The sequence below is a fragment of the uncultured Dysosmobacter sp. genome (genome assembly GCF_947631635.1).
In the GTDB taxonomy this organism is placed as follows: domain Bacteria; phylum Bacillota; class Clostridia; order Oscillospirales; family Oscillospiraceae; genus Oscillibacter.
The window spans coordinates 144,233-169,097 of the sequence record NZ_CANRMB010000002.1 but is presented as its reverse complement, the minus strand read 5'-3'; the positions used below and the strand labels follow the sequence as shown (position 1 = coordinate 169,097).

At 54.3% G+C, this 24,865-nt stretch carries 16 protein-coding genes and 1 riboswitch; of the genes, 11 read left to right on the top strand and 5 right to left on the bottom strand.

Annotated elements, in window-relative coordinates:
- Positions 1-9 precede the first annotated feature (9 nt).
- Together Q0Z71_RS02470 and Q0Z71_RS02465 are read right to left on the bottom strand one after the other, a co-directional pair.
- Entirely contained in the window at positions 10-1,725 is a 1,716-nt protein-coding gene (locus Q0Z71_RS02470) for a phosphoadenosine phosphosulfate reductase family protein (RefSeq protein ID WP_298017743.1), read from the bottom strand.
- A 101-nt stretch (positions 1,726-1,826) separates the two neighbouring features.
- The gene (locus Q0Z71_RS02465) at positions 1,827-2,015 is read right to left on the bottom strand and encodes a helix-turn-helix domain-containing protein (RefSeq protein ID WP_298017739.1); all 189 of its coding nucleotides are present in this window, start codon (positions 2,013-2,015) and stop codon (positions 1,827-1,829) included.
- An 874-nt stretch (positions 2,016-2,889) separates the two neighbouring features.
- Between Q0Z71_RS02465 and Q0Z71_RS02460 the strand changes: the two genes are divergently transcribed.
- Positions 2,890-4,503: a helicase HerA-like domain-containing protein gene (locus Q0Z71_RS02460; protein ID WP_298017737.1), complete on the top strand. Its 1,614-nt coding sequence runs from the start codon at positions 2,890-2,892 to the stop codon at positions 4,501-4,503.
- Positions 4,504-4,915: 412 nt separating this feature from the next.
- On the opposite strand, the gene Q0Z71_RS02455 is transcribed toward Q0Z71_RS02460, so the two are convergent.
- The 3 genes from Q0Z71_RS02455 to Q0Z71_RS02445 form a co-directional block, all read right to left on the bottom strand.
- Entirely contained in the window at positions 4,916-6,370 is a 1,455-nt protein-coding gene (locus Q0Z71_RS02455) for an RNA-binding domain-containing protein (RefSeq protein ID WP_298017736.1), read from the bottom strand.
- Between the two features lie 646 nt (positions 6,371-7,016).
- On the bottom strand, positions 7,017-8,654 hold the full coding sequence (locus Q0Z71_RS02450; protein ID WP_298017733.1) for a hypothetical protein: 1,638 nt from the start codon (positions 8,652-8,654) through the stop codon (positions 7,017-7,019).
- Positions 8,655-8,797: 143 nt separating this feature from the next.
- Positions 8,798-9,133, bottom strand: coding sequence for a hypothetical protein (locus Q0Z71_RS02445; RefSeq protein WP_298017731.1), 336 nt, complete (start codon positions 9,131-9,133; stop codon positions 8,798-8,800).
- Positions 9,134-10,129: 996 nt separating this feature from the next.
- Here Q0Z71_RS02445 and Q0Z71_RS02440 point away from each other — a divergent pair.
- From Q0Z71_RS02440 to Q0Z71_RS02395, 10 genes are all read left to right on the top strand, one after another.
- On the top strand, positions 10,130-10,966 hold the full coding sequence (locus tag Q0Z71_RS02440; RefSeq protein ID WP_298017729.1) for a tyrosine-type recombinase/integrase: 837 nt from the start codon (positions 10,130-10,132) through the stop codon (positions 10,964-10,966).
- Between the two features lie 556 nt (positions 10,967-11,522).
- Positions 11,523-11,720: a hypothetical protein gene (locus Q0Z71_RS02435; protein WP_298017727.1), complete on the top strand. Its 198-nt coding sequence runs from the start codon at positions 11,523-11,525 to the stop codon at positions 11,718-11,720.
- Between the two features lie 31 nt (positions 11,721-11,751).
- A complete protein-coding gene (locus Q0Z71_RS02430) occupies positions 11,752-16,635 on the top strand; it encodes a Cna B-type domain-containing protein (protein ID WP_298017724.1) in 4,884 nt (1,627 codons plus the stop codon).
- Positions 16,625-17,254: a sortase gene (locus Q0Z71_RS02425; RefSeq protein WP_298017722.1), complete on the top strand. Its 630-nt coding sequence runs from the start codon at positions 16,625-16,627 to the stop codon at positions 17,252-17,254. The genes Q0Z71_RS02430 and Q0Z71_RS02425 overlap by 11 nt, the downstream gene beginning before the upstream one ends.
- A gap of 353 nt (positions 17,255-17,607) precedes the next feature.
- Positions 17,608-17,810, top strand: a riboswitch (cobalamin riboswitch).
- 193 nt (positions 17,811-18,003) lie between these two features.
- On the top strand, positions 18,004-19,785 hold the full coding sequence (locus Q0Z71_RS02420; RefSeq protein WP_363316667.1) for a sirohydrochlorin cobaltochelatase: 1,782 nt from the start codon (positions 18,004-18,006) through the stop codon (positions 19,783-19,785).
- Positions 19,786-19,877: 92 nt separating this feature from the next.
- Positions 19,878-20,795: a hypothetical protein gene (locus Q0Z71_RS02415; RefSeq protein ID WP_298017720.1), complete on the top strand. Its 918-nt coding sequence runs from the start codon at positions 19,878-19,880 to the stop codon at positions 20,793-20,795.
- A 5-nt stretch (positions 20,796-20,800) separates the two neighbouring features.
- Positions 20,801-21,949: an ABC transporter substrate-binding protein gene (locus Q0Z71_RS02410; protein ID WP_298017716.1), complete on the top strand. Its 1,149-nt coding sequence runs from the start codon at positions 20,801-20,803 to the stop codon at positions 21,947-21,949.
- A gap of 14 nt (positions 21,950-21,963) precedes the next feature.
- Positions 21,964-22,983, top strand: a complete 1,020-nt coding sequence (locus Q0Z71_RS02405; protein ID WP_298017714.1) for an iron ABC transporter permease — start codon at positions 21,964-21,966, stop codon at positions 22,981-22,983.
- Between the two features lie 13 nt (positions 22,984-22,996).
- Positions 22,997-24,106 (top strand): ABC transporter ATP-binding protein, encoded by a 1,110-nt coding sequence (locus Q0Z71_RS02400; protein WP_298017711.1) that lies wholly within the window; start codon positions 22,997-22,999, stop codon positions 24,104-24,106.
- Positions 24,107-24,621: 515 nt separating this feature from the next.
- The gene (locus tag Q0Z71_RS02395) at positions 24,622-24,864 is read left to right on the top strand and encodes a hypothetical protein (RefSeq protein ID WP_298017709.1); all 243 of its coding nucleotides are present in this window, start codon (positions 24,622-24,624) and stop codon (positions 24,862-24,864) included.
- Position 24,865: the final 1 nt, after the last annotated feature.

Below are 24,865 nucleotides of genomic sequence, written 5' to 3'. Positions count from 1 at the left end.
CCAAATGCCTTACTTTGTTCTCAGGTATTTATCCATCATGCAGCCACCATCCAAATACTTGGCGGTAACACACATCTTGCAACGAACACATTTATCAGGATTAATGTAATAACTATCTCCAACAATAGAAATTGCCCCCGCTCTGCACAGTGATTCGCATTTCAAACATTTACGGCAAGCATTGAACTTGCGAATTTGATATCCTATCATCCTCTGCAACGATTCGTGATCAGCCACATTCATAGTTCTGACTTTAACCGCGTGCTTGAATCCATCCTGACCAAACGGCTGAATTGAAATTATGGGGACATTAGTTTTAATGTCCAGAACTAAAACCTCATGTAGCAGTTTCTGACCCAGCTCAGGGGCAACTCTGCCAAACGGAGTAAACATGCCAATCAGATCATCATCCAGAGGGCGAACTAAACTATAGATCTTAGCGTGATCTTCAGTTGTACAATTTGTGAAGCGGATTTTTACATCACCAGCTGCAGGCAAGCCGTTTCCTCCTTGGCGAGCTTTCCATTTTCCTGAATCTACATATACTTCTGCATCTGGTTTTCCAATTTTTTTTGCAAAGCTTATTAGAAAGTCTCTCCACTTTTTGGACTGCTCTGGCATATAGATTCTGGATAAAAACTGTGCGCGTTGATTGTTGTTGGGACAACACCAACAACCGACACGGTCATATCCCAATCTGTATGCATCGTTAAAGTCCACTTTTTCCGAAAGGAGATAAAGCCAAATATCAAAGTCTTTCCAGAAGAAAATAGGCGACGCAACAGTTTGCTGCTGAATTTTGACAGACTCTGCATCATCTTCAATTCGGTTATATTTACTACGACTTACAGATTCTGATTTCCTTATTCCATAAAAGGTTAGGATCTGTTCATTGCGATACAAGCTATTAATGACTCTGGTAATCGGTCCAGTCTTAAACATAGAACAGCACCAGCGCATCATTCTTGCAGGGGGGCCAATATCGTCACAGACATTATAAAAATCCTGTTCCTTGTTTTTTGCTGTCTGGAATATTGCGCGAGGATGTTTTTTTCGATATCTCGTTGCATACTCAATCGTAGATGGGAATTCCAATGTGGTATCGCCAAAAATATGTACTAAGCTTGGATTGCTGAGTGCTTTGATAACGAGATCTGCAGTCACTGTTGAGTCTTTGCCCCCGGAAAAAGATAGTACAATGTGTTCTTCATCAAATTTTTCTGCTGCCGTATTTATGAAGGCATAGGCTTCGTCCTTTAAGTAGTGCAAATGCAATTGATTAGCTTTGATGAATTGAGCAATATGCTCTTCAAAATAGGTATATGTATTCTGAGATTTGTATTTATCCAACTTCTGAGCTAATGTTTCAGCATCAGCTTCTTGAAATGTTTTGCTCGAGATTGAGATGGGTTTTCCGTTAATATAATACCTGCTATTTGCGGCCCAGACAGATTTCCCTACAAAGGCGCATGGTTCTTCTCCCAAAAGAAGCTCCAACAATAGTCGTTCCTCTGGGAATACCGGTCTCAAATCTGCGGACAAATACTTCATTTTCTTAGCACAGAGAGGGCAGTATCCTTTATCTGCCTGTGTAACTACTTGAATGACCGGGACCTCACAATGGGCACACCAATACACTTCAGTAGGCAAATCTTCAATTGTCGCGGAGCCACACACAGGGCAAAATGGCTCATTTGTTTCAATATTGCAGTTCTTACACCACATTTTTAGATTCTCCTACATATAATCATTGGAAACGGGTGTGTTATCTCCACATTAAGTCATAGGATAACATATCTGATGTCCATTAAACAGGACATCAAGGACTAATTCCCTTTGAGCACTTGTGCACACTTTTTCCGCGCATCCGCAGGCTTTTCAGCATCTTTAGGAATCGCCCAAGATTTCCCGAACTTTGTCAGCCCTGGTATCCTATTTTGTGAGCAAAGAGTCTGAACACGACGCCGAGTGATTCCCCATTTTTCTGCAGCTTCTGCAATCGAAATGTAATCCATAATTCACACTCCATCAAAAACAAAATAGACCTACCACAAGGTATGGCCATACTTTTGGGTACAGTTAATGCTACTACAAAAGGAACGAGGATCTGAGATCCGCGTCTATCCCATGGCAAGATTTCTTGATGTATCGAATATACCAAGTATATTATATACCATTTGGCGAATGATTGCAATCTGTCGAAGCATATATGAGGATATATTTTCTTGTAGATTTTGGCCTACTACGGACAGTGAACAGGGAGCCCCTATTTCTTTGTTTATTGCCCCTCAAACTTTGAGCTACGCTTCTCGCAGAAATCACTTGCATAACCCCTCGCTCAGAGTTACAATACGACCGACATAAAATGCGAAACGCTTCCTGCTTGGTACCGGTGAATGTTCACCGAAAACCGGGCGGGAAGCGTTTTTGACCACATAGATTACTACAGAGCGGGCCGGAACACCCGGAAACAGTCTGCTCGGAGATGCTTAAAAAGTAACTGAGACCGATAGAAAATGGCTAAAAACCACCAAAAACAAGCGGAAAAAGTTCTCTCACTAAGTTTGGGAGCAAGATGCCGGGAGTTCGAGTCTCCCCACTCGGACCAAAAACGACAAACTTCTTATCGAAGTTTGTCGTTTTTTGTATTTCTTCTTTGTCCTCTTGACGGAGTCGGTTCGACCTTCTGAGACCCCTTCTCCGTCCACACCAGGGCAGAAGTGTCGAACTGGTTTTCCGCCAGATAGGCCCCGCTGTTCTTCACTCGCTCCGCGTCCAAAAATCCGGACTCCTCCGCTTTCAACGGCCGATGGAAGAAAATAGTTGCGCGGAGGGATGCGGAATAGTATACTGATCCCAGCGCGAATCAATACTATGGAGGGATGGAACATGTACACAAGCGACGGCATCTACCTGGGACTGTCGGAGGACGGGGCGCGGATCCATTTACCACTGAATATGGCCAACCGCCATGGCCTGATTGCCGGGGCCAGCGGCACCGGCAAGACCATCACCATGAAGGTGATGGCGGAGTCCTTCTCCGACGCCGGGGTCCCGGTATTCCTGTGTGACGTGAAGGGGGATGTGTCCGGCATCTGCCAGGAGGGCGTGAAGAGCGACGGCATGGAGAAGCGGATCGACAAATTCGGCCTCCGGGATTCCTTCGCCTACAGGGGGTATCCCACTGTATTCTGGGACATCTACCAGGAGGCCGGCCACCCGGTCCGGGCCACCGTTTCCGACATGGGCCCCGACCTTCTGGCACGCATTTTGAATCTGACCGACGCCCAGCAGGGAGTGCTGAACATCGTCTTCCGCATCGCTGACGACAAGGGTCTGCTGCTGCTGGACTTAAAGGACCTGCGCGCCCTGCTGGGCTATGTGGGGGAACACCGGGAGGAGTACAGCACCACCTACGGCGCCATTGCCAGCCAGTCCCTGGGGGGCATCCTCCGCTCGCTGCTGCCTCTGGAGAGCCAGGGCGGCGGTCTGTTCTTCGGGGAGCCGGACCTGGACATTGCCGACTGGATGCGCCTCGCCCCGGACGGCCGGGGAATGGTGAACGTGCTCAATTGCGTGAAGCTGGTCCAGAACCCCACCCTGTACGCCAGCTTCATGCTGTGGATGATCTCGGAGCTGTTCGAACGCCTGCCCGAGGCAGGCGACCTGGACAAGCCCAAGCTAGTGTTTTTCTTCGACGAGGCCCACATGCTGTTTTCCGATGCGCCGAAGGCGCTGGTGCAGAAGATCGAGCAGGTGGTGAAGCTGATCCGCTCCAAGGGGGTGGGCATCTACTTCGTCACCCAGAGCCCCAGCGACATTCCCGACTCTGTCCTGGCTCAGCTCTCCCACCGGGTGCAGCACGCCCTCCGGGCCTACACCCCCGCCGAGCAGAAGGCCGTCAAGGCCGCGGCCCAGGCGTTCCGGGCCAATCCCTCATTTAAGACGGAGGACGTCATCATGGAGCTTGGGGTGGGCCACGCCCTGGTGTCGGTGCTGGACGCGGAGGGCGTGCCGGGAATGGTGCAGAACACCTCCATCGTCTGCCCCCAGAGCCTGATGGCCCCCGCCGGAGAGGCGAACAGGCAGGCCGTCCTTGCCGCTGACGGGATGGGCAAGTACGACCAGGCGGTGGACAGCGAGTCCGCCTACGAGATGCTTGCCGAGCAGAAGGAGGCGGAAGAGGAGGCCAAGAAGCTGGCCGCGGAGCGGGAGGCCTTCGAGAAGGAGAAGGCCGCCTACGAGGCCCAGAAGAAGAAAGAAGAGGAGGCCGCCCGAAAGAAGGCCGAGAAGGAGGCCGAGGCTGCCCGGAAAAAGGCGGAAAAAGAGGAGGAGGCCGCTCGGAAGCGGTACGAGAAGCAGCTGGAGCGGGAGGAGGCCGCCCGCCAGAAGGCGGCGGAGCGCCGTCGTGCCAAGATCGAAAGCCAGCTCATCAGCGCCAGCGGGCAGATTTTGAAGCGGGGCCTGATGGGCACGCTCTTCGGAGGCAAGAGGCGCAGATAAGAACCTGTATTTTAAGCAGGAAATGCCGAGTAGACAAGGGATTTTCCCGCCAAACAAGGTGTTTTTCCGCAGGAATACCTGATATATCTCAAGATCCAGCTTTTTGAGGATAAGCGTATCCGCACCGCGTAAGATGAGGGAAAAGGAGAGTGGTTCTTCTCTGCTGTAGATGTGCTTGCTGTTTTGAAAGATCAGCCGGATCAGCGGGGAGCCAGTCATTACTGGGCAGAACTGAAAACCTGCTTTTTGAATGAATCAAAAAGCAGGTTTTCTTCTTTTGTATCCACAAAATTTCGCCTCAAATATTCATATGGAATGCCTGCAACCACTAAGGACAAGAACGCTGGACACAGCTGGCACGCGGCAATTTGTTCCCCCGTCAAAGTGCATCGGCTCTTCAGCCGGCGGACTGTTAGGACTTCAGCCGATACGTTCTGTTTCGACTGCCGCCCTCTGCTGCAACGATGTCTTCTGAAATCAGCTCTTTGAGGTAATCCCGCGTGCGGGATGGCTTCAGGCCAATGTACTCTGCGATTGCCGATGCCTTCGCTTCCGGGTGATCGGTGAGATACGTAATGATGCTTTCATTTACCTTACCGCTCATTGCCGTTTTCTTTCTGGCGTTGGTTATCGCTGTTCCTTCATCGCCGACCGTTTTGAAGGCAAGGGTGAGTGTGGTTCGGTTTGGCTCAAAGGTTTCGGTAATCGTCGGCGTCACCCATCCTTGCTCTCGCCAGACGCGGTAGATATTGGGGATGCCGCTGCCGGCACATGCGCCGATATCGATCAGATTGAACATCTTCTGCATAGCGCCATTGCGGGGGTCGGAAATGCCGCCGCTCTTTGCCGTGTCGATCTCAATGCGGAAGCCACCTGGGTTGGATATGGTGATGGCGTCCCGCGTTTTGATGACGACCAGGCCCTGCCTGCCGTAATAGTCGGCGTTGATAAGGCAGTTTGCCAGTGCTTCCCGAAGGGCCTGATGCACCGGTGTATCATCCGCTCTGGTGTCGCCGTCCATCTTGAAGGGCACCTTGATATCCTGGGGCAGTTTGTTATACACGTGGAAATAGAAATCGTACACATTGCCGCTCCAGTCGCCGGAGGAAGAAATGATTCGGTTTGTCCAGCGGGTATCGGCATCGTACTGCTCCTGATAGTCCAGGAAGTAGGTATGATACTCCCTCACGATGTCGTACTCGTTGCCGAACATGAGCAGTCCCGCGGAAGTGGGGTGCTTCTTCCCATCGGAGCCGATCCCGACAGCCCCCAGCTTCAGGAGAAAATTCTCATCCTCCAGCGCCTCCCAGACATGGCCGGGACGGGAGAGCCGCATCCGCTGACGGTAACTGCGGATACTCTCCTTGTTGAACACGGTCAGATCCATCTCGTTCAGAACCAGCATATCCTGAGTTTTCACAGAGGCATCCCGGACCATGGCCTGGTATTCCTCTCTGGTGCAGCGGTAGTCGCCCTCGCCGTTGCGGCGATATGTACAGAGGGGATTGCCTTCCACATAGACCGGCTTGTAGCAGCGCTCGGCTCGGGGGACCTGGATCACCACGATGTGGTCGCCGTCCACTTCCTGCACAAAGACATCCTTGGAGGACATCAGGTTGACACTGGCCTTGTTGGGGTTATTGACAATATCCCAGAACTCTTTGATCAGCCGCTCCGGGTCAGGCAGATCAATGGTGTGCAGAGAGTGATCCTTGTGCTCCTCCACTCCCAGCAGGATGATGCCGCCCAGTGTGTTGGCAAAGGCGGAGTAGGTCTCCCAGATACTGTGAGGCAGGCCGCCCAGCGCTTTCTTGGCCTCGATGCGGTTGTTCTCACGATACTGTTCTATTTTAGAGAAGTCGATCATGGGCCGCCTCCTTTGCCGTCTCGATGATCTATCCGGAATGTATGGTTGTTTACATCTTACCATTACCTGGCCGCCCCGTCAAACAAATCCCTTCTTTGACTGTGGAACCTTGTCTCTCAGAAATAATTTGTATAACCGCTCCCTCAGAGTTACAATACCTCAAACCTGAACCCACGAAAAACGCTTCCTGACCGGGACCGGCGCACACCACTGCGCCCTGGTCAAGAAGCGTTTTTGACCACATGAACGACCACATCTTAAAATGGCGCCAAAGCCCTTTCGTGAGTTCTCACGCCGTGATAACTGAAAGCAGACTATAGTTGCTCTGCCGATTTTGATTCGCAAATGTAGCTTAAAAAGTCGCCTATGATAACGAAGCATCTGCCAACAAATGGGCCATGAAATATCTTAAGAGCAATGACTTGGAACCACACTGCATATCACAGTAAGAATACCGTATCTTGGTTGCCCCTGGAGTTTATGGACGAGTGTTCCGCATGGCAATGCAAGTTCACGAGATTTGCTCTTTTCGCAGGAACTTTCTATTCTTTGGCTATATCCTGCCAAATACTGATACGCCTATTTCTAAAAACCTGCCCTTTCAGTTGTGCGGAAATGCGCAGCTTATCGCTATGTGTAATCACATTTACCACCAGTATCCTTTGTGCTTAGGCTCCTTCCTCTCGCGGTCTGCCCCATGTTCTCGCTTTCCCAGAAGCTCATCTTCTTTCGCAATTGTAGGATCGTACCAATCTGCTTTTGCCCGCGCCCAGGATGCCCATTCAGAGAGATCCTGATCCGGGTGCGCTCTTTCCATAGCAGAAACATATCTCCGGATCCTACATGCGGTCTCATAGTCCTCTGCACTGCTTACAAGGGCTTGCGTCCGATCCACTTCCGCATTATATCGTTTGCGGAGCTCCTCTCGTTTTCGCTCCTGTTCCTGGCGCTGCCGCTCAGCTTCTTCTCGGTCCAAGCGAACTTGCTTAAGCCGCTCGGCCTCTTCATAGATGGCAAGCATCATATCCCCCAAACGGTCTTCCAGAACATAGGAGCGACAATCACGAAAGGTTCTCGCACCATTGATCGATACACTCAGGCGGCCATTATAAATGGCATCATATTTTCGGATCTGAGGCTTGCTGGCCCAGGAATGTTTTTTCCGCTCTTCTTCGTATTTCAACAGTTCGAGATTCTCCTCTTTCGTCGGAGTATGAGGGACCCGGTCTGTTGCTTCGGAAAATGTAAGGGTAACCGTCTCCTGGTCCATTGCAAACTGCAGCTCTCCGGTCAGTTGCCACCCCAGCGGTTTCATAGCTTTGGCAAGCGCATCAATCAATCGAAATACACGCGGCTGTTGCTCTTCTGAGATCCCTTCCGAAAATAACGGAGGGTTCTCCCTTCTTCCACGGTTCCAGTTTGCACCGAATTCCCGCTCCTGCTGCCGCTTCTGTTTGCTCCACTCTGTGATCTTCTTCCGATGGGCCACGATCTCCGGCAACATTCGGGCATGTTCCTGAGGCAGCAGGATCTGTGCAGCCACATTCAGCGCCACTTGTCTTTCTTCCTCAGTCAGAAAAGCCAGCTGGGACGCTTTTCCTCCAGTTCCTCCCAAATGATCGATCCCGGTATGTACCCCCAGCTTTCTCTTTTCGCCTCCAGGCGGAAGGGGGAGTTGTTTCACAGGTTTTCCTGCCCGCAATTTAGCCCAATATCCCTGGGGCGGGGTAGGAATATCCAGCGACTTGCAGACTTTATGGATCGCGGCATCAGAGACTTGGTATCGCTTGGCCACCTCTGTCACAGGCATGGCCCATACTTCCTGATAGAGTGTCTCACGGTCGTATACATGATACGTCTTTCCGAGTTGCTGAACCGTCTTTGGTGGTATGTCGGCCGGTTTAGAGACATCATTCCCCGATGGTTCCTGTATTGCTGGCTCCACAGGAGAAGAGGTATCTGAAGATGATCGTACTGTCCCTTCTTGAGAAGAGGCGGGCTGGGAAGGGGGCTCTGCTGTTGGTGTATGATATCGCTGAAACTCTTCCGCGGATAGCGTAACAACCTCATCTGCTGTCCCTTGAAAGGGTATCTGTTCTACTGGCTTCCCAAAACTGATCTTGGTCCAGTAGCCAGAGGGCGGAATGGGGATCTTAGCCGCCTTAATCTGCGCCATACACTTGGCATATGGGATGCCATACTTTTTCGCAACTCCTGCCACTGATATTTTCCATATCTCTTCATAGAGTTCTTTCCGTGTCAGTTCAACCGTAGTGGGCAGCATAGTTTCCCACACCTCCTCTCTGTCTGAATCAGGTGTCCATTTCTCAATGAACTGGATTCCCGAATTGACTTCTTTTTCATCTCTGGCTTGAACCGGCTGCGGCTTTGGTTGTTCAGAGTTTGCAATGATCGCTAAAAACTGTTTTATCCCTCCAATTCCTCGTTTTCTTTTAACAGAAAAACCAGGTCGTGTTTCAACTCTTCAAACTGACCGATGATGGTATTCAAATTCTTTTCGATGTTTTGCACTTGCACCTCATTGATCTTGCCGTGGTTATAGGCGATCAATCGCTCCGGGATGATGTTGTAGCTCCAGCTCTCACTGTACCGATCTTCCTTTTTGATGGCAAACCCAATTGGAAGCACATTGTTTCTCATTCCCAAGGTGACCATCATGGGGGATATGCCAAGATAATCTGCGGCAATCTTAGCGGTGATCTTTGGCATTGCCCTGATCTCATCGTCTGTATACTTTCCCATACACTCCACCTCCTCTCCACCGGGCATTAAAATATACGTGTTTCCATCCGTACTGTCATTATATCATAGAATTAAGAGTGTCAAAGAGTGATGCGAATGGAGCGGAAAGTGCTATAGAAGGGCAGATACCTTGAAAGAGAGACACGAACTCTTCACTATATTAAATACCCTCATGAAATTGGCACGGCCTTCTATTATCTTGAAAGATAAATGAGCCAAGTCAACAAATTTTGAATTGTCCGTTTTGCAGTTCACCGGGCACTATCAAAGATTTTACAGACTATATTTTGTTGGTTCAATCTGAGTATGAGAGAGTCAATTTACAGTTAAAAAATCTATCTGGGACAATTGTTTCTATTGATTCTGAGATTATATCATTAGAAAGACATTCAGAAGAAGCGATGCGTGATTACAAAAATACAAGAGGCCCTTATCGATCAAGGATTGAAACCATGCGCAGTGAAGCTCAAAGAACGGCTAAATGAATGCCGGGCTGCTATGAGAATCCGTGCGGAAGTTGATGTCCTAAATGACCAAGCAGGATCTATGTTTGGCATTCTTCAAATTTTTGAACGGTAAAGATTTATAGCGCATTTTTTGGGCCAAAGAAAGGCACGTCGCCGCAAACGGTATATCGCTTGCGGCGATTTTTTTCAAAAGTCACCGCGCTTTTCCAGCGATTCCTTTCCGAATTGAACCCAGGGCACAGATGTTGGCGGCTTTACCGCCTTACGGATGCGGCCTATCCCCGTAGGAGACTTTGTACTTTGTGGGGCTTCGATTTGGTTTTTGGTAAACCCTTTCGCTTAGAAACCTATTTTCTTGCCCTGATTCCCGCTTTCTTCAGGAAACCGGGAATTTTTATGTTTAGATGGCTGTTTTTCGCCTTTTTATGCAGCAAGTCCTTCCGATTCTGGAAGGACTTTATTTTTGGCGTTTTTCCCATGTTGTTTGATTTTGGGTACAATACACATACAGGATTAAGGAGGAATTATTATGACCTTAAGCAGGGAACAAATTAAGGGGTTCGTGAATTATCTTTGCCGGGAGGAGAAGAGTGCGGCTACACAGAAAAAGTATCTGCGGGATGTGCAAGCTTTTGGCGTGTATGCAAGCGGTACTGAGATCACCAAGGAACTGGTGGTCTCCTGGAAAAAGCACCTGGTGGAACAGGGATATGCTGTGCGGTCCATCAATTCCATGCTGGCCAGCGTGAACAGCCTGTTGGACTTTCTGGGGCTGTCCGATTGCAAGGCGAAGAATATCCGCATGCAGCAGCAGACCTATTGCGCGGAGGACAAGGAATTGACCAAGGCGGAGTATATGCGGCTGCTGGCGGCTTCAAAGAAGAATGAGCAGCTGAATCTGGTGATCCAGACCATCTGCAGCACCGGGATCCGGGTGTCGGAGCTGCAATATTTTACCGTGGAAGCGGTAAAGCGTGGGGAAGTGACGGTGGACTGCAAAAACAAGACCCGGACGATTTTCGTTCCGAGTAAGCTGAAGAATATTCTACTGAATTATGCCAAGTCGCGGCGGATCTTATCCGGGGCGATCTTTGTGACTCGCACGGGCAAACCCCTGAACCGCAGCAACATTTGGGCGGCGATGAAGAGGCTGTGCGCGGCGGCCGGCGTGAAGCCATCCAAGGTCTTTCCCCACAACCTGCGCAAGTTGTTTGCCCGCACTTTCTACTGCATCGAAAAGGATATCGCCAAGCTGGCGGATATCTTGGGCCACAGCAGCATCAATACCACCCGCATTTATATCATGACCACAGGCACGGAGCACCGCCGTAAGATCGAACGCCTGGGACTTGTGGTTTCGAAATAAAACTACAACATAATTTACATTATGTTTCGTAAGAAGTTACATAAAACTACGTAACAGATTGAAGCATAACAAATAATAAATTATTGAACTAAAAAAGTCAAGTAGACCTCGGCGGAAAAACGAGAAAAAATGCGATTTTACGCAGAGGTTGGAAGAAAATCGCAGCACAAATACACCCCCAAACCGATATCTTCAAGAAGGTGGAGTGGAGGTGTATCTCGTATGCCTGAAAAAGCGGCATATCGGAAAAATACGGTTTTGGCAGTCGGGAAACTACTACATAATGTAAATTATGTTTTTCCGGGAACAGGGAGACGATGATTAAAACCTGCTTTTCTGCAAAAGGGCATAACGTACCTGTTTCATGCAGGCAGCACAAACCTCCTATCTGTATGCTGATACAGAAAAGTACAGGTTTCACAAGAAATTCTATAGTTCTCGCCCAGTCATAGTTTTTCCATACTTTTCAATATATGTCCTTGCTGCATCCAGCCTTGGAGCAATTCCTGTAAATCGAAATCAATGTATATGAAGCTTCCGTTGGAGAATGCGTTTTTTGCGGCAAGCAAAACAATTGCAAATGCCTGCGTCTGTATTTACTAAAAATGGTATTTCAGAGAGCAGTAAGAAAGGAAAGAGAAAAGACGATGAGGAGTTTCAAAAGAAAGCGGCTATCTTCCATGTTGGCAGTTCTGATGGCATTTTGTATGTTTGTCGGCAACATACCGTTATCGGCTCATGCCCAGCAGGTTGATGAGATCGAACAGGCGGCGGATTCGGCCGATATGGAGACCGATGAGACCGAGCAAGCGGAAGATCCGGCTGACGCGGAGACGGACGAATCCGAACAGCCGGCGGACCAGGCCGGCGTGGAGGCTGAACAGCCGGACACGGAAGCCGAAGAACCCGCCAACGGCGCGGAAGGCGAACTGGCTGGGGAGGAAGAGATCGCGCTTATGTCGGTCAGCGCAGAGGATGCGGAGGAGACCGCAATCACTGTCGCGCCGGATCAGCTGATCCTTGATGGGAGCAGATCCTATGTAATATTTACCTCGTGCGTATGGGGCGGCCATACCTATGGTATCGGCGCCGACGCGGCCGCCACAGAAAGCCTGGGAATGGCCCGCGATGCTTGCGCTGCTCCCGGCAGCACCATCTATCTGGCGCAAAAGGGCCTGGGCTGGTCTCTGAACCAGACGGAAGAAGGGCTGATCATTCAAAATAACGGGAGCTATTTAACCGTCTCTGACGACGGGGAGAGTCTTGCCGTCAGCGAGACGGAGACGGCAAGCGGCCTGGAGATCAACGAAAACGGAATGCTGTCTCTTGCTGACAGCTCTACCAAAACGGTATATCTCCAGCGGTCGAATTCTGACCCGGAGCCGCAGCCGGGGCAGCTGTTTCGGATCACAGAGAGACTCAACGAGACCGTTTTTTACTTTGCCGAGATTCAGGAGGAGCCGGATGAACCGGAGCCTCCGGAGGGGACACTCTTTCCGTCTTTGCTTCCGCAAAGGGATTTCCGCGCAAGGATCGTTTCGCCGAATCAGGTCTACGGAGACGATCAATACGTGATCTTCACGGAGGCGGATGGAAATTACATCGCAATCACAGGCATGGCCCAATGCTCCGCTCCCCTGGAACTGGACGGGGAGGCCGCTGTTGGCGTAAGCCTGTCCTCGCCGGATCAGAATGTTCTCTGGACCGTGAACAACGACCGTGAAAGACCGGCAGAAAGCGGTTATTACAAGTATATCCGCAGCTGCGCTTCCAACGAGTATCTGGCGCCGACCGACACGCTGCTGGGCAATATGAACTGCGACTTTTTCCTTGCGGACAAGGATGGCAGCTCCGCCCTGCTTGCGACAGGAGACGGCCAGTATGTGGCGCTGGATGGAGACACGTTCTGTGTAACGACCGATCCAGCTTTGGCCGCCCGGTTCTATTTTGCCAAGCTCCTGCAAAAGGAGCAGCAGACAGCGGGCAGCACCACGGCGGTCCCTGAGGGAACGATGCTGCGCCTTGTGGACTGGAGCGACATCAGCGACGGCGAGACATACGCCATCATCAGCGCAACGGAGTTCAACCGCCTGCACTATGCTTTGAGCGGAAATGGACGCCTGGCCCGGTACGGCGCGGACAACCTGACGAACAACTCCCTCTGCCCGAATGAGAATATCGGTGTCAGCGGTGTGTACGGCGCCGCGCCCTGCGAGGCTTCCGTGGACGATATTTTCTACACCAATGGGCAGGACATTTTGTGGACCGCATCTGTCTCAAGCGAAAATCAAGCGGTTTTCCAGAACAACAACACGGGCCTCTATTTGAAGCCCAGCGAGGGCCGGGCCGCATCGCAGACGCCCAGCATCTCCAGCAAACCGGCTGAGATCACCATTGAGCCGGTCACAGATCAGGCTTATGCCTATCTCAGCAATGGCAGCGACACATATCTCGGCATCTGGCAGTACATTTGCGCCGGCGTTTCCGAAGACGCCCCGGAGCGCTGCGCCTATTATCTGGCCGAGGTACTGGACCCGGATACAGAGGATCTGCCTGCTGCCGCGCTTAAAAAGGATCTGGATCCGGACACCGTCAGCTTCGGCGGGCTCTACTCGGTCTATCAGGGCAGCCAGCACCTGCTGAACGACGGCACCGGCGTGGAAAACTTCATTCTGATGGATGACGGCACCGGAAGATTCAAGCCGTCCAGCCCGAAATACAACGGCAAGAACAACTACACAGTCAGCTACTGCGCCGATTACGAGAATGGCATGCCCACTTTCACCGAGCCCGGCCAGTACACGGCCGTCAGCCTGGAGGACTATGAGGGCTTCAGTGCCGAGCAGAAGGCCGCCCTTGGAGCCATCATCCCCAACTGCTACCCCTATGTGACGGAGAGGGAGTTCCTCTCCAACATGGAGCAGGCCGGTTATGAGGTCTCCGCCGGCTGCGGCGCGGACGAGATCATGGCGGGCATCCAGGCCGCCATCTACACCATCACCAATCCCCGGGATGACGGACCCTGGGGCTATGAATCCAGCGAGGGCTGGGCCCATACCTCCTATGAGGTCCACAAGTCCGACAGCTATGTATCGGACCCCGCACAGGCAGAAGAGGACGTCAACACCGTGCGCGACTACCTGTGGTCCTTTGCCGCCCCCGCGATGGCCGCGGAAGGCGAGAACGAGGGTACGGCCGATGACGGATTCACCACGGTGGAAGGCGATTATTTCGCGCTCACCACGGAGATCAACGGCCATACCTGGGCCCTTGGCATGACCTCCTTCTATAACAGTGTCTGTCTGCTGCCATATGATCCGGATGACATCCGGCAGATGTGGTATTTAGGCGAACATGATAGCCTTCAGTGGTTCCCCAGTGTCCTCTATCCCGAGGAAAGCCGCGAAATTTACATAGATTTTTGCTATGACACCGGTCGTAGCGAGGATAACGCGCTGAACAGCTATGGAAGCTATGAAGCGTCCGTAATCGAGTTATGGTGGGGTGGTTTGCGGTATTTGGGGAATATCCCGGTGACAGTGGATGACAACGGAAGCTTGCACGCCAACGATTACGAGAATAAGCTTATCCTGCCGCCGGGGCACACTTTGGATGCCTCAAAACCCCTGCATGTTGAGGCCGACGAGTATTACCTCAGGGATGAAGAATCGCGGTTTGAGAATGGAAATCCTTTGTATCTGGATGGATTCAACCTTTGCACGCAGCCGGATGCTGATAAGAACCTGACCTTCCAGAGGATCTCGGTCACGCCCAAATACCCCCATTTTGTCGCCTACGATCTGGATTCCGAAGACTGGGTCGTCACTGATAATGGTGACGGCACCTATAACGTCACCATAACCGGCAGTCTGAACTTCCCCATTAGGGAGAAGTATGATGACATCACTGCAACCCTGTATTTCAACAGAAAGAAGGTCGGAACTGTTAAGGTTGGACCGGGCAAGAAGGAGTTCACCGTTCAGGTGAATGACATACCGGATGAAGATGAAGCGCATTTCTGGGTCGTGATCGAGGAACGATATGTGGGCGTCAATGTTTTCATACCTGAAAACGCCGGCTGGCAGACCCAAATCGGCACAATCTATAGCGAATCCTATCGGGAGATCCACGAAAACACGACCTCCATCCCGGTCGAGAAGATCTGGGCTGACGCTGACAAGAAGGATCACAGCGGGGACGAGGTCGAGATCTGCCTGGTGGAAAACGGAGTGGACACCTCCTACAAGGTCACGCTGCGCGCGGACGACTGGAAGGACGAGTTCAAGCACGTTCCCTATGAGCGCTGGACCTATTCCGCCTATGGTTCGTACGCCGAGGCGACGGGTCAGCATATCAAGATCCCGCTGGAGTCCCACGAATATACTGTGCGGGAACTGAATGTGCCGGACGGCTATACCCCCACATACGGCCTGGCAGATCCGAAGCCGGAGGAGCCGGGAGAACCGGAGGAACCGGCAGAGCCGGAGAAGCCGGAGACACTGAGCCCCGGTACCTCCTATCCTGTTCAGGTGGTCTATACGCCTGATGGCGGCAGCGGCTCTATTGCTTTGACCTTTAGCAGCAACTCCAGCAGCGGGCCGTTTCAGCCCTATACGCCTGGAAATAAGGAGCAGCTGCTTTTCCTGAACGGTGAAGATACTCTGGTCGTAAAACAGGGAGAAGAGGAAGACTACCCATATTACGGTGCAATTAATTTTATGGAAGCCGGAGAAGCGGGAAAATACTACATTTACATGGTAGAATCCGGTTATACCATATATCTCAAGGTGCCTGATGATGAGAATCCTTATCCATACGCCGAGGACAGGAGTGAGGCGACGGCCTTTGAGTTCCTTAATTTTAATACCGGGGCTAAGCTGGATGAACTTCCGACAGACAGCTTCCGGCCTGTACATACAGCGCTCAAGGTCTGTGGGAATGATCAGGCAACGGATAACGTATTGGAATTTGCGAATTATCCTGAACTCAATCCGTATAACCCCGAAAATCCGAATCAGAAGTTTACCGTCTGCTGCTGTGACGGCGAGCTTGTCGCTTTCCCCGATGCCGATCCTTATGAATTTTTGATGCTGTTCCCCTGCGAAGGAACGGACGATGAGTACATGTTCGGTGTGACCGTATATGAGAACGGGGAAAAGCTTACTGTCTATTTGGGCTTTGATGAAAAAGGACATCTGACAGAGACCCTAGACCCGGCAGAGGCCCTGCATCTCAGTCTGATGGACGCTGTGTACAAAGACCAAGAGGAAGATGACAAAGGGGACGGCGACCAAGAGGGAAGCACCTTTGACAAGGTCTTTACCGTCACCAACACGCCTGACGATCCGGACAAGCCGGACAAGCCGGATAAGCCGGACAAGCCGGATAAGCCGGATAAGCCGGACAAGCCGGATAAGCCGGACGAGCCGGAGAAACCGGACGAGCCCAAGAAGCCGGACGAGCCCAAGAAGCCGGACGAGCCGAAGAAACCGGATCCAACCATGGAACTGGGTGACCCGGATGTTCCCAAGACCGGAGTGGATGCGCCGGAGATTCCCCAGACTGGTCAGCTCTGGTGGCCTGTGTGGCTCCTGACAGCGGCAGGCGCTTTGATGGTCGCCGCCGGTATTTGGGAGAAGAAGCGGTATCGCGGAAAGCATGAAGCATAAGCTTTTGATTTGCGGAGGGCTGCTGCTGATGGCAGCGGCCCTCTGCCTTGTCTCAAACAATGTCCGGGAGGCGCAGCAGGCGGATCAAGCCGCCCAAAGAGCCCTCCAGGATCTGGAGAGCAGCCTCGTATCCCAGGAAAATGCGCCTGATGCGGAGCAGTCAGAACCGGAACATGAGCCTGAGCAGCCCGTCCCGGCCTATCTGCTTGATCCCACCATGGAAATGCCCACGATTCCAATAGATGGCCACGACTACATCGGAACCATCGAGATCCCGGCACTGGAGCTGTCCCTGCCGGTGATGAGCGAGTGGAGTTACCCAAATTTAAAGCTGTCTCCCTGCCGCTTCGAGGGCTCTGCCTATCTGGGCGACCTCATCATCGCGGCCCACAACTACCGCAGCCATTTCGGCGGGTTAAAGGACCTGGTTGTTGGGGATGATGTGATCTTCACCGACGCGGATGGCAATGTGTTCCGCTACCAGGTGACGGAACTGGAGACCGTGGGCGGGAATGATTTGGAGACACTGGAGAGCGGCGACTGGGATCTGACCCTGTTCACCTGCACCCCTGCGAGAACGACCCGCGTGGTGGTGCGCTGTGAATCCGAACAGATATAAGCGGTATCTTCAACAGCCCCGTCGGGAAATAAAACCCGGCGGGGCCGTTTTTCTTTGTATAAAAAAAACCACCGGTACGGGGGGCTAGGATCCTTGTTTCTACGGTGTGTTTCTGCATCTTTTTATGCGGCAGGGCTTTTCCTGCGTTAAAAGTTCAGCTTTCAAACTGCGCCCGACCACATGCCGATTGCGCTCAAGCGGCGGTGACAATTAAAGCGGAGGCGCGCTGTGTAAATCGCCAGATCCCGAACTCACTGCTAATTGGTACAAGTCCAGCGTTTTCATTGCGGATGCGGATCTTTACTGGGACAAGAGTGTTGCATTGGGCCGAAAACCGTGGTACAATAACAAAAACTGAATAGCAAGCAACCGGTGCCATCCTTTTGTAAAAGAATGGATAATAGGGAAACAGGTGAAAGGCCTGTACGATCTCGTCACTGTATGTAACGAGCGCATGATCTATGTCAGCAGATGACAGTCACTGATGAACGTCGGGAAGACGGTCGTGCGTGATGACTTACGAGTCAGGAAACCTGCCGATTGCTGGTACGGGAATATGGTCTCCATATTCCGGATCACGAGGACTTGATTGTACCATCCATTTATGGCGTCTGGCAGTCGTGGTCATCTTTTGATGACCGCTTTTTTCTGCCGCATGTTCCTGTACCTGACTGTGCTGGTGTAAAAATTTATATACATCAGAGAAACGAAGCGTATGCTTCGCTTCACAACATGAAGGAGGAACCAAGATGAAAATGAAGAAACTGCTGGCACTGGTGATGGCGATCACCATGCTGGCGACTCTGCTGGCCGGATGCGGCAAAAGCCAGCCCGACGAACCTGAAGACGACGAAAACTATGAGACCGGCGACGCCTCTCTGGATAATCCCCGGAACCAGGACGAGATCGGCGAAAATGAGCTGCTGGTGGTCAGCTTCGGCACCAGCTTTAACGACAGCCGCCGCCTGACCGTGGGCGCCATTGAGGAGGCTATGGAGAAGGCCTTCCCGGATTACTCCGTGAGAAGAGGCTTCACCAGCCAGATCATCATCGACCACGTGAAGGAGCGTGATGGAGAGGTCATCGACAACGTGGGCGAAGCCTTGGACCGGGCCGTGGACAACGGCGTGAAGAACCTGGTGATCCAGCCCACCCACCTGATGGACGGTCTGGAGTACAATGACCTGGTGAACGAGGTTGCCCAGTACGCGGACGCGTTTGAATCCATCTCCATCGGCAAGCCCCTGCTGACCTCCGACGAGGACTTCCAGACCGTGGCCAAGGCGATGGTGGACGCCACCGCCTCCTATGACGACGGCAAGACCGCCATCTGCTTCATGGGCCACGGCACGGAAGCGGAATCCAACGCCGTGTACGCCAAAATGCAGCAGGTGCTGACGGACGGCGGCTATGCGAACTACTACGTGGGCACCGTGGAGGCCGCCCCGTCTCTGGACGATGTGCTGGCGCTGGTGCAGGCGGGTACCTATGAGCGCGTGGTGCTGCAGCCCATGATGATCGTGGCGGGCGACCACGCCAACAACGACATGGCCGGCGACGAGGAGGACTCCTGGAAGACCGCCTTTGAGGCCGCCGGCTATCAGGTGGAGTGCGTGGTGCGGGGCCTTGGCGAGTTCGAGGCCATCCAGAACCTGTTGGTGGAGCACGCCCAGGCCGCCATGGATGAGGACTACACGACCGGCGACGCCTCCCTGGATAATCCCCGGAACCAGGACGATATCGGTGAAAGTGAGCTGCTGGTGGTCAGCTTCGGCACCAGCTTTAACGACAGCCGCCGCCTGACCGTGGGCGCCATCGAGGAGGCTATGGAGAAGGCTTTCCCGGATTACTCCGTGAGAAGAGGCTTCACCAGTCAGATCATCATCGACCACGTGAAGGAGCGTGACGGCGAGGTCATCGACAACGTGGGCGAGGCTTTGGACCGGGCCGTGGACAACGGCGTGAAGAACCTGGTGATCCAGCCCACCCACCTGATGGACGGTCTGGAGTACAATGACCTGGTGAACGAGGTTGCCCAGTACGCGGACGCGTTTGAATCCATCTCCATCGGCAAGCCCCTGCTGACCTCCGACGAGGACTTCCAGACCGTGGCCAAGGCGATGGTGGACGCCACCGCCTCCTATGACGACGGCAAGACCGCCATCTGCTTCATGGGCCACGGCACGGAAGCGGAATCCAACGCCGTGTACGCCAAAATGCAGCAGGTGCTGACGGACGGCGGCTATGCGAACTACTACGTGGGCACCGTGGAGGCCGCCCCGTCTCTGGACGATGTGCTGGCGCTGGTGCAGGCGGGTACCTATGAGCGCGTGGTGCTGCAGCCCATGATGATCGTGGCGGGCGACCACGCCAACAACGACATGGCCGGCGACGAGGAGGACTCCTGGAAGACCGCCTTTGAGGCCGCCGGCTATCAGGTGGAGTGCGTGGTGCGGGGCCTTGGCGAGTTCGAGGCCATCCAGAACCTGTTGGTGGAGCACGCCCAGGCCGCGGCAGGCGAGCTGGGCTGAGGATCGTCCAATATCGCATAAACCATATCATTTTAAGCAGCAGGCCAAGAGGGTTCCTTTTGGCCTGCTGCGTATAGAAAGGTGCAGAGATCATGAAAAAATTGAAAACCACATTTTTGGTGCTTCTGGCGGCGGTGATGCTGCTGACTGCGGGCTGCGGTGCGGAGCAGGCAAAGCCGGACACCAGCGGGGAGCCGCCTGTTGAGGATGCGGCACCTGAACAGAAGGAAGAGAGCCAGGTCGCGTCCTCAGAGCAGATGGCACCTGTTGAGGATGTGGTGGACGAGGACATGGTCCCCATCTACGGCAGCGCCATCAAGGACGGGACCTATTCCATCCAGGTGGATTCCAGCTCCTCCATGTTCAGCATTACGGAATGTGAGCTGACGGTCCAGGGCGGAGAGATGACCGCCGTGATGCACATGGGCGGAAAGGGATACCTGAAGGTGTTCATGGGCACCGGCGAGGAGGCCGCGGCGGCGGACGAGGCGGCCTGCATCCCCTATGGGGAGACGGCGGAGGGGACCCATACCTTTACAGTCCCCGTCGAGGCTCTGGACAAGGGCATCAACTGCGCCGCGTTCAGCAAGAAAAAGGAGCTCTGGTATGACCGGACCCTGGTGTTCCGCGGGGATTCCCTGCCCCTGGAGGCATTCCAGGACGGGAGTTTCAAAACCGCGGATGGGATGGAGAACGGCAGCTACACGGTGGAAGTCCAGCTGGCGGGCGGCTCCGGCCGGGCCAGCGTGGAATCTCCCGCGGCGCTCCGCGTGGAGAACGGCAAGGCCTATGCGACGGTGGTCTGGGGCAGTTCCAACTACGACTATATGCGCATCGGCGAAGAGAAGTTCCTGCCCCTCGGCACGGAGGGCAATTCGACCTTTGAGATCCCCGTGGCGGCTTTTGACCGGAAACTCACCGTTTACGCGGATACCACGGCCATGAGCACGCCCCACGAGATCGAATACACCCTGTGCTTTGATTCCGCCACCATCGAAAAAGCGGAATGAAGGATATGAGGCGAAACGGATTTCTTCTGGTCCTCCTGCTCCTGCTGAGCCTGTGCGGATGCGGACAGGCAGAAAAGCCGGCGGAGACGGATGGAGCGGATATCGCGTGGGACGCCCTGGAGCGGACCCATAGCATGGACCTGCTCTACGCGGACCAGTTCTCTGTGGACTACTTGCAAAACGGCTGCAAAATCATCACCATCGGGGACGCGGACACCTATCTGGTGGTGCCGGAAGGCGCCCCCATCCCCTCCGGCGTACCGGAGGAGGTCACGGTGATCCAGCAGCCTGTGGACAGCGTCTACCTGGTGGCCACCTCCGCCATGGACCTGTTCCGGGAGCTGGACGCCATAGATGCCGTCACCCTCTCCGGCACCGACGCCGCCGGCTGGTATATCCAGGAAGCGAAGGCGGCCATGGAGGCGGGAGAGATGGTCTACGCCGGAAAGTACAGCGCCCCGGATTATGAGCTGATCCTGGAACAGGGATGCGGCCTTGCGGTGGAGTCTACCATGATCTACCACACGCCGGAGGTCATGGAACAGCTGGAGCGGTTTGGGATCCCCGTGCTGGTGGAGCGCTCCAGCTATGAGAGCCATCCCCTGGGCCGGATGGAGTGGATCAAACTGTACGCCGCGCTGCTTGGAAAAGAGGAGGCGGCGCAGGCTTATTTTGACCGGCAGATGGAAACGCTCGCCCCGATCCTGGAACAGGAGAACACCGGAAAAACAGTGGCCTTTTTCTATATCACATCCAATGGCGCGGTGAATGTGCGCAGACCGGAGGACTATATCGCAAAGGCCATTGATCTGGCCGGCGGCGTGTACATCTTCCAGGATCTTCCGGCGGAGGACAGCGCCAGGTCCACCATGAACATGCAGATGGAGGCGTTCTATGAGGGTGCCCGGGACGCGGACGTGCTGATCTACAACAGCGCCATTGATGGGGAGCTTCAGACCATGGAGGACCTGCTGGATAAGAGCGGCCTTTTGGCGGATTTCAAAGCCGTGCGGGAGGGCCGCGTCTGGTGCACTGGAAAAAATCTGTTCCAGGAGAGCCTGGGATTGGGGGCGCTGATCGCGGACCTCCACGCCATCGTGGACGCGGACGACCCGGACGGCCTGGACCTGACCTATCTGCACCAGCTCAGCTGATGGAGGCATAAGAGATGAGAAGAGACTACGCCCGGTATGGCGGGGCGTTTGCGCTGCTGGTGGTCCTGCTGGCCGTCCTGGTGGTCTGGAATGTAAACGCGGGCAGCGTCCATCTGTCCCTGGGAGAGGTCGTGCGGATCTTGACCGGCCCGGCGGACGGCAGCACGGAGTACGGCATCATATGGGGGATCCGTCTGCCCCGCATCTGCGCCGCCGTCATTCTGGGCGGCGCACTGTCCGTCTCCGGCTTTCTGCTCCAGACGTTTTTCGCAAATCCCATCGCGGGACCCTTTGTGCTGGGCATCTCATCGGGGGCCAAGCTGGTGGTGTCCCTTGTGATGATCTTCCTGCTGAGCCGCGGGCTGGTGTCCAGCTCCATGCTCCTGATCGCCGCGGCCTTTGTGGGGGCCATGCTCTCCATGGGCTTTATCCTGCTGATCTCCCGGCGGGTGCGGAAGATGTCCATGCTGGTGGTCTGCGGCGTGATGATCGGCTACATCTGCTCCGCTGTCACGGACTTCGTGGTGACTTTTGCGGAGGATTCCAACATCGTGAATCTGCACAACTGGTCCATGGGCAGCTTTTCCGGCATCTACTGGGACAGCGTGGCGGTCATGGCGGCGGTGGTGGGCGTGACCCTGCTTTTGACCTTCCTGCTTTCCAAGCCCATCGGTGCCTACCAGATGGGAGAGGTGTACGCCCAGAACATGGGCGTCAACATCCGGGCGTTCCGGGCGGCGCTGATCCTGCTGTCCAGCGTGCTGTCTGCCTGCGTGACGGCTTTCGCGGGACCGATCTCTTTTGTGGGCATCGCGGTGCCCCACCTGGTCAAGAGCCTGTTCCGCACCGCAAAGCCGATCCTCATGATCCCCGCCTGCTTTCTGGGGGGCGCTGTGTTCTGCCTGTTCTGCGACCTGATCGCCCGGACGGCGTTTGCCCCCACGGATATGAGCATCAGCTCTGTGACGGCCATTTTCGGCGCGCCCGTGGTGATCTATACCATGATCTCCCAGCGGGCAAAAACCATGGCGTAAGGAGGCGGAGCGGATGCGGGAGCACTATTTGTATACTGACCACATGGCGGTGGGCTACGGCGGCCGGCCGCTGATTGAGGATATCTGCCTCCGCCTCCGGCGGGGGGAGATCATGACGCTGATCGGACCCAACGGCTCCGGAAAGTCCACGATCCTCAAGACCATCATCCGGCAGCTCGGCGCCCTCCGGGGCACGGTCTATCTGGATGGCCGCCCCATGGACCGGATGGCCGCGCTGGAGGTGGCGAAGCGGCTCTCCGTCCTGATGACGGAGCGGACCCGCCCGGAGCTGATGACCTGCTGGGACGTGGTGAGCACCGGACGGTATCCCTATACCGGACGGCTGGGCATTTTGACGGCGGAGGACCGGGAGAAGGTGCGGGAGTCCCTGGAGCTGGTCCAGGGGATGGACCTGGCGGACCGGGATTTCACGGCCATCAGCGACGGCCAGCGCCAGCGGGTCCTGCTGGCCCGGGCCATCTGCCAGGAGCCGGAGATCATCGTGCTGGACGAGCCTACATCCTTTCTGGATATCCGCTACAAGCTGGAACTGCTGGGCATTTTAAAGGACATGGTGCGCCAGCGGCAGCTGGCGGTGGTCATGTCCCTCCACGAATTGGACCTGGCGCAGAAGATCTCCGACTATGTGGTCTGCGTTCACAACAACACCATCGAGCGATACGGTCCGCCGGAGGAGATCTTTACCTCGGCTTACATCATGGAGCTCTACGGCGCCGCAAGAGGCAGCTACAACGCGGACTTCGGCTGCCTGGAGCTGGAGCCGGTCCGGGGCGCGCCGGAGGTGTTCGTCATCGGAGGAGGCGGCAACGGCATTCCGGTATACCGCCGCCTTCAGCGGCAGGGCATCCCCTTTGCGGCAGGCGTCCTGCACGAAAATGACCTGGATCATCCGGTGGCGGAGGCCTTGGCGGCGGAGGTCATATCGGAGCGGAGCTTTGAACCCATCAGCGACGCGGCGTTTGCCAAAGCGGCGGAGCGGATGGCGGCCTGTAAGCAGGTCATCTGCTGTCTGGAGACATTTGGGCCGATGAATGAAAAAAACCGCCGGCTGTTTGAGCTGGCGCGGCAAAGCGGGAAACTGGCGGGGCACGCCGTTAAATAGAACAGCTCGTGCCGGGGATACATGCCCACGGCACAGGATGGGATCATATCGTTGATCTGGCAGGTCCGGGCAATTTCGTCCGGATCTGCCGTTTTTGCAAAAAAACTATAGGCTGTGCCCATGGTTCCAAAAAGGCTATGCCTATGAGCAATTCCGCCGCAGTGAAAGCCTCTCCTGGGTAAGGGAGGTGCCGCGGAGCGTAAGCTGCGGCGGAGGGGATGTGAAGAAAGAAAAAGACATCCTTCAGCCTCGCAGAAGCATCGCAGCTCCCATTTTTAAGGGAGCCTAAAAATCTGTACCCCACCGCCGATGAAATTGGCAGCAGGGCACAGACACAAAAGTAAGATGATTCGGGAGCCTTAGGGCCTCGCCGGTAAAGGCCCCTTATAGGGGCAGAGCATGTCGCCTGTTTTATGAAGGTGTAAGATAAAGGCAGACACATGGAAAACTACCATGTTGTCTGCCTCTTTTTTGTGGTATAATAACACAATACCATTCTGAATGGAGGAGAGAGCATGGCTGACATTATCCGCTTTGACCAGTGCGCACAGGAGCCTGACCTGGACGCCATGGACCGGGAGGGACTGCTGGACTGCCTGCAAACGGTCCGGGCGCAGATCGAGGCGCTGGACCAGCAGGAGCCAGAGGATATGGACAGCGAGGCGTATGAGGTCTGGGGCAGCCGCCACGAGGACCTGGAGGACCTGGCCGATGAGATCCGGGACCGCTTGGACGAATGGGAAGGTCCCCATGGCTGAT

Excerpts from the sequence above, each read along its gene's own strand:
- Q0Z71_RS02470 (WP_298017743.1), bottom strand. The coding sequence starts at position 1,725 with ATGTGGTGTAAGAACTGCAATATTGAAACAAATGAGCCATTTTGCCCT.
- Q0Z71_RS02465 (WP_298017739.1), bottom strand. The coding sequence starts at position 2,015 with ATGGATTACATTTCGATTGCAGAAGCTGCAGAAAAATGGGGAATCACT.
- Q0Z71_RS02460 (WP_298017737.1), top strand. The coding sequence starts at position 2,890 with ATGTACACAAGCGACGGCATCTACCTGGGACTGTCGGAGGACGGGGCG.
- Q0Z71_RS02455 (WP_298017736.1), bottom strand. The coding sequence starts at position 6,370 with ATGATCGACTTCTCTAAAATAGAACAGTATCGTGAGAACAACCGCATC.
- Q0Z71_RS02450 (WP_298017733.1), bottom strand. The coding sequence starts at position 8,654 with ATGCTGCCCACTACGGTTGAACTGACACGGAAAGAACTCTATGAAGAG.
- Q0Z71_RS02445 (WP_298017731.1), bottom strand. The coding sequence starts at position 9,133 with ATGGGAAAGTATACAGACGATGAGATCAGGGCAATGCCAAAGATCACC.
- Q0Z71_RS02440 (WP_298017729.1), top strand. The coding sequence starts at position 10,130 with ATGACCTTAAGCAGGGAACAAATTAAGGGGTTCGTGAATTATCTTTGC.
- Q0Z71_RS02430 (WP_298017724.1), top strand. The coding sequence starts at position 11,752 with ATGGAGACCGATGAGACCGAGCAAGCGGAAGATCCGGCTGACGCGGAG.
- Q0Z71_RS02425 (WP_298017722.1), top strand. The coding sequence starts at position 16,625 with ATGAAGCATAAGCTTTTGATTTGCGGAGGGCTGCTGCTGATGGCAGCG.
- Q0Z71_RS02420 (WP_363316667.1), top strand. The coding sequence starts at position 18,004 with ATGAAAATGAAGAAACTGCTGGCACTGGTGATGGCGATCACCATGCTG.
- Q0Z71_RS02415 (WP_298017720.1), top strand. The coding sequence starts at position 19,878 with ATGAAAAAATTGAAAACCACATTTTTGGTGCTTCTGGCGGCGGTGATG.
- Q0Z71_RS02410 (WP_298017716.1), top strand. The coding sequence starts at position 20,801 with ATGAGGCGAAACGGATTTCTTCTGGTCCTCCTGCTCCTGCTGAGCCTG.
- Q0Z71_RS02405 (WP_298017714.1), top strand. The coding sequence starts at position 21,964 with ATGAGAAGAGACTACGCCCGGTATGGCGGGGCGTTTGCGCTGCTGGTG.
- Q0Z71_RS02400 (WP_298017711.1), top strand. The coding sequence starts at position 22,997 with ATGCGGGAGCACTATTTGTATACTGACCACATGGCGGTGGGCTACGGC.
- Q0Z71_RS02395 (WP_298017709.1), top strand. The coding sequence starts at position 24,622 with ATGGCTGACATTATCCGCTTTGACCAGTGCGCACAGGAGCCTGACCTG.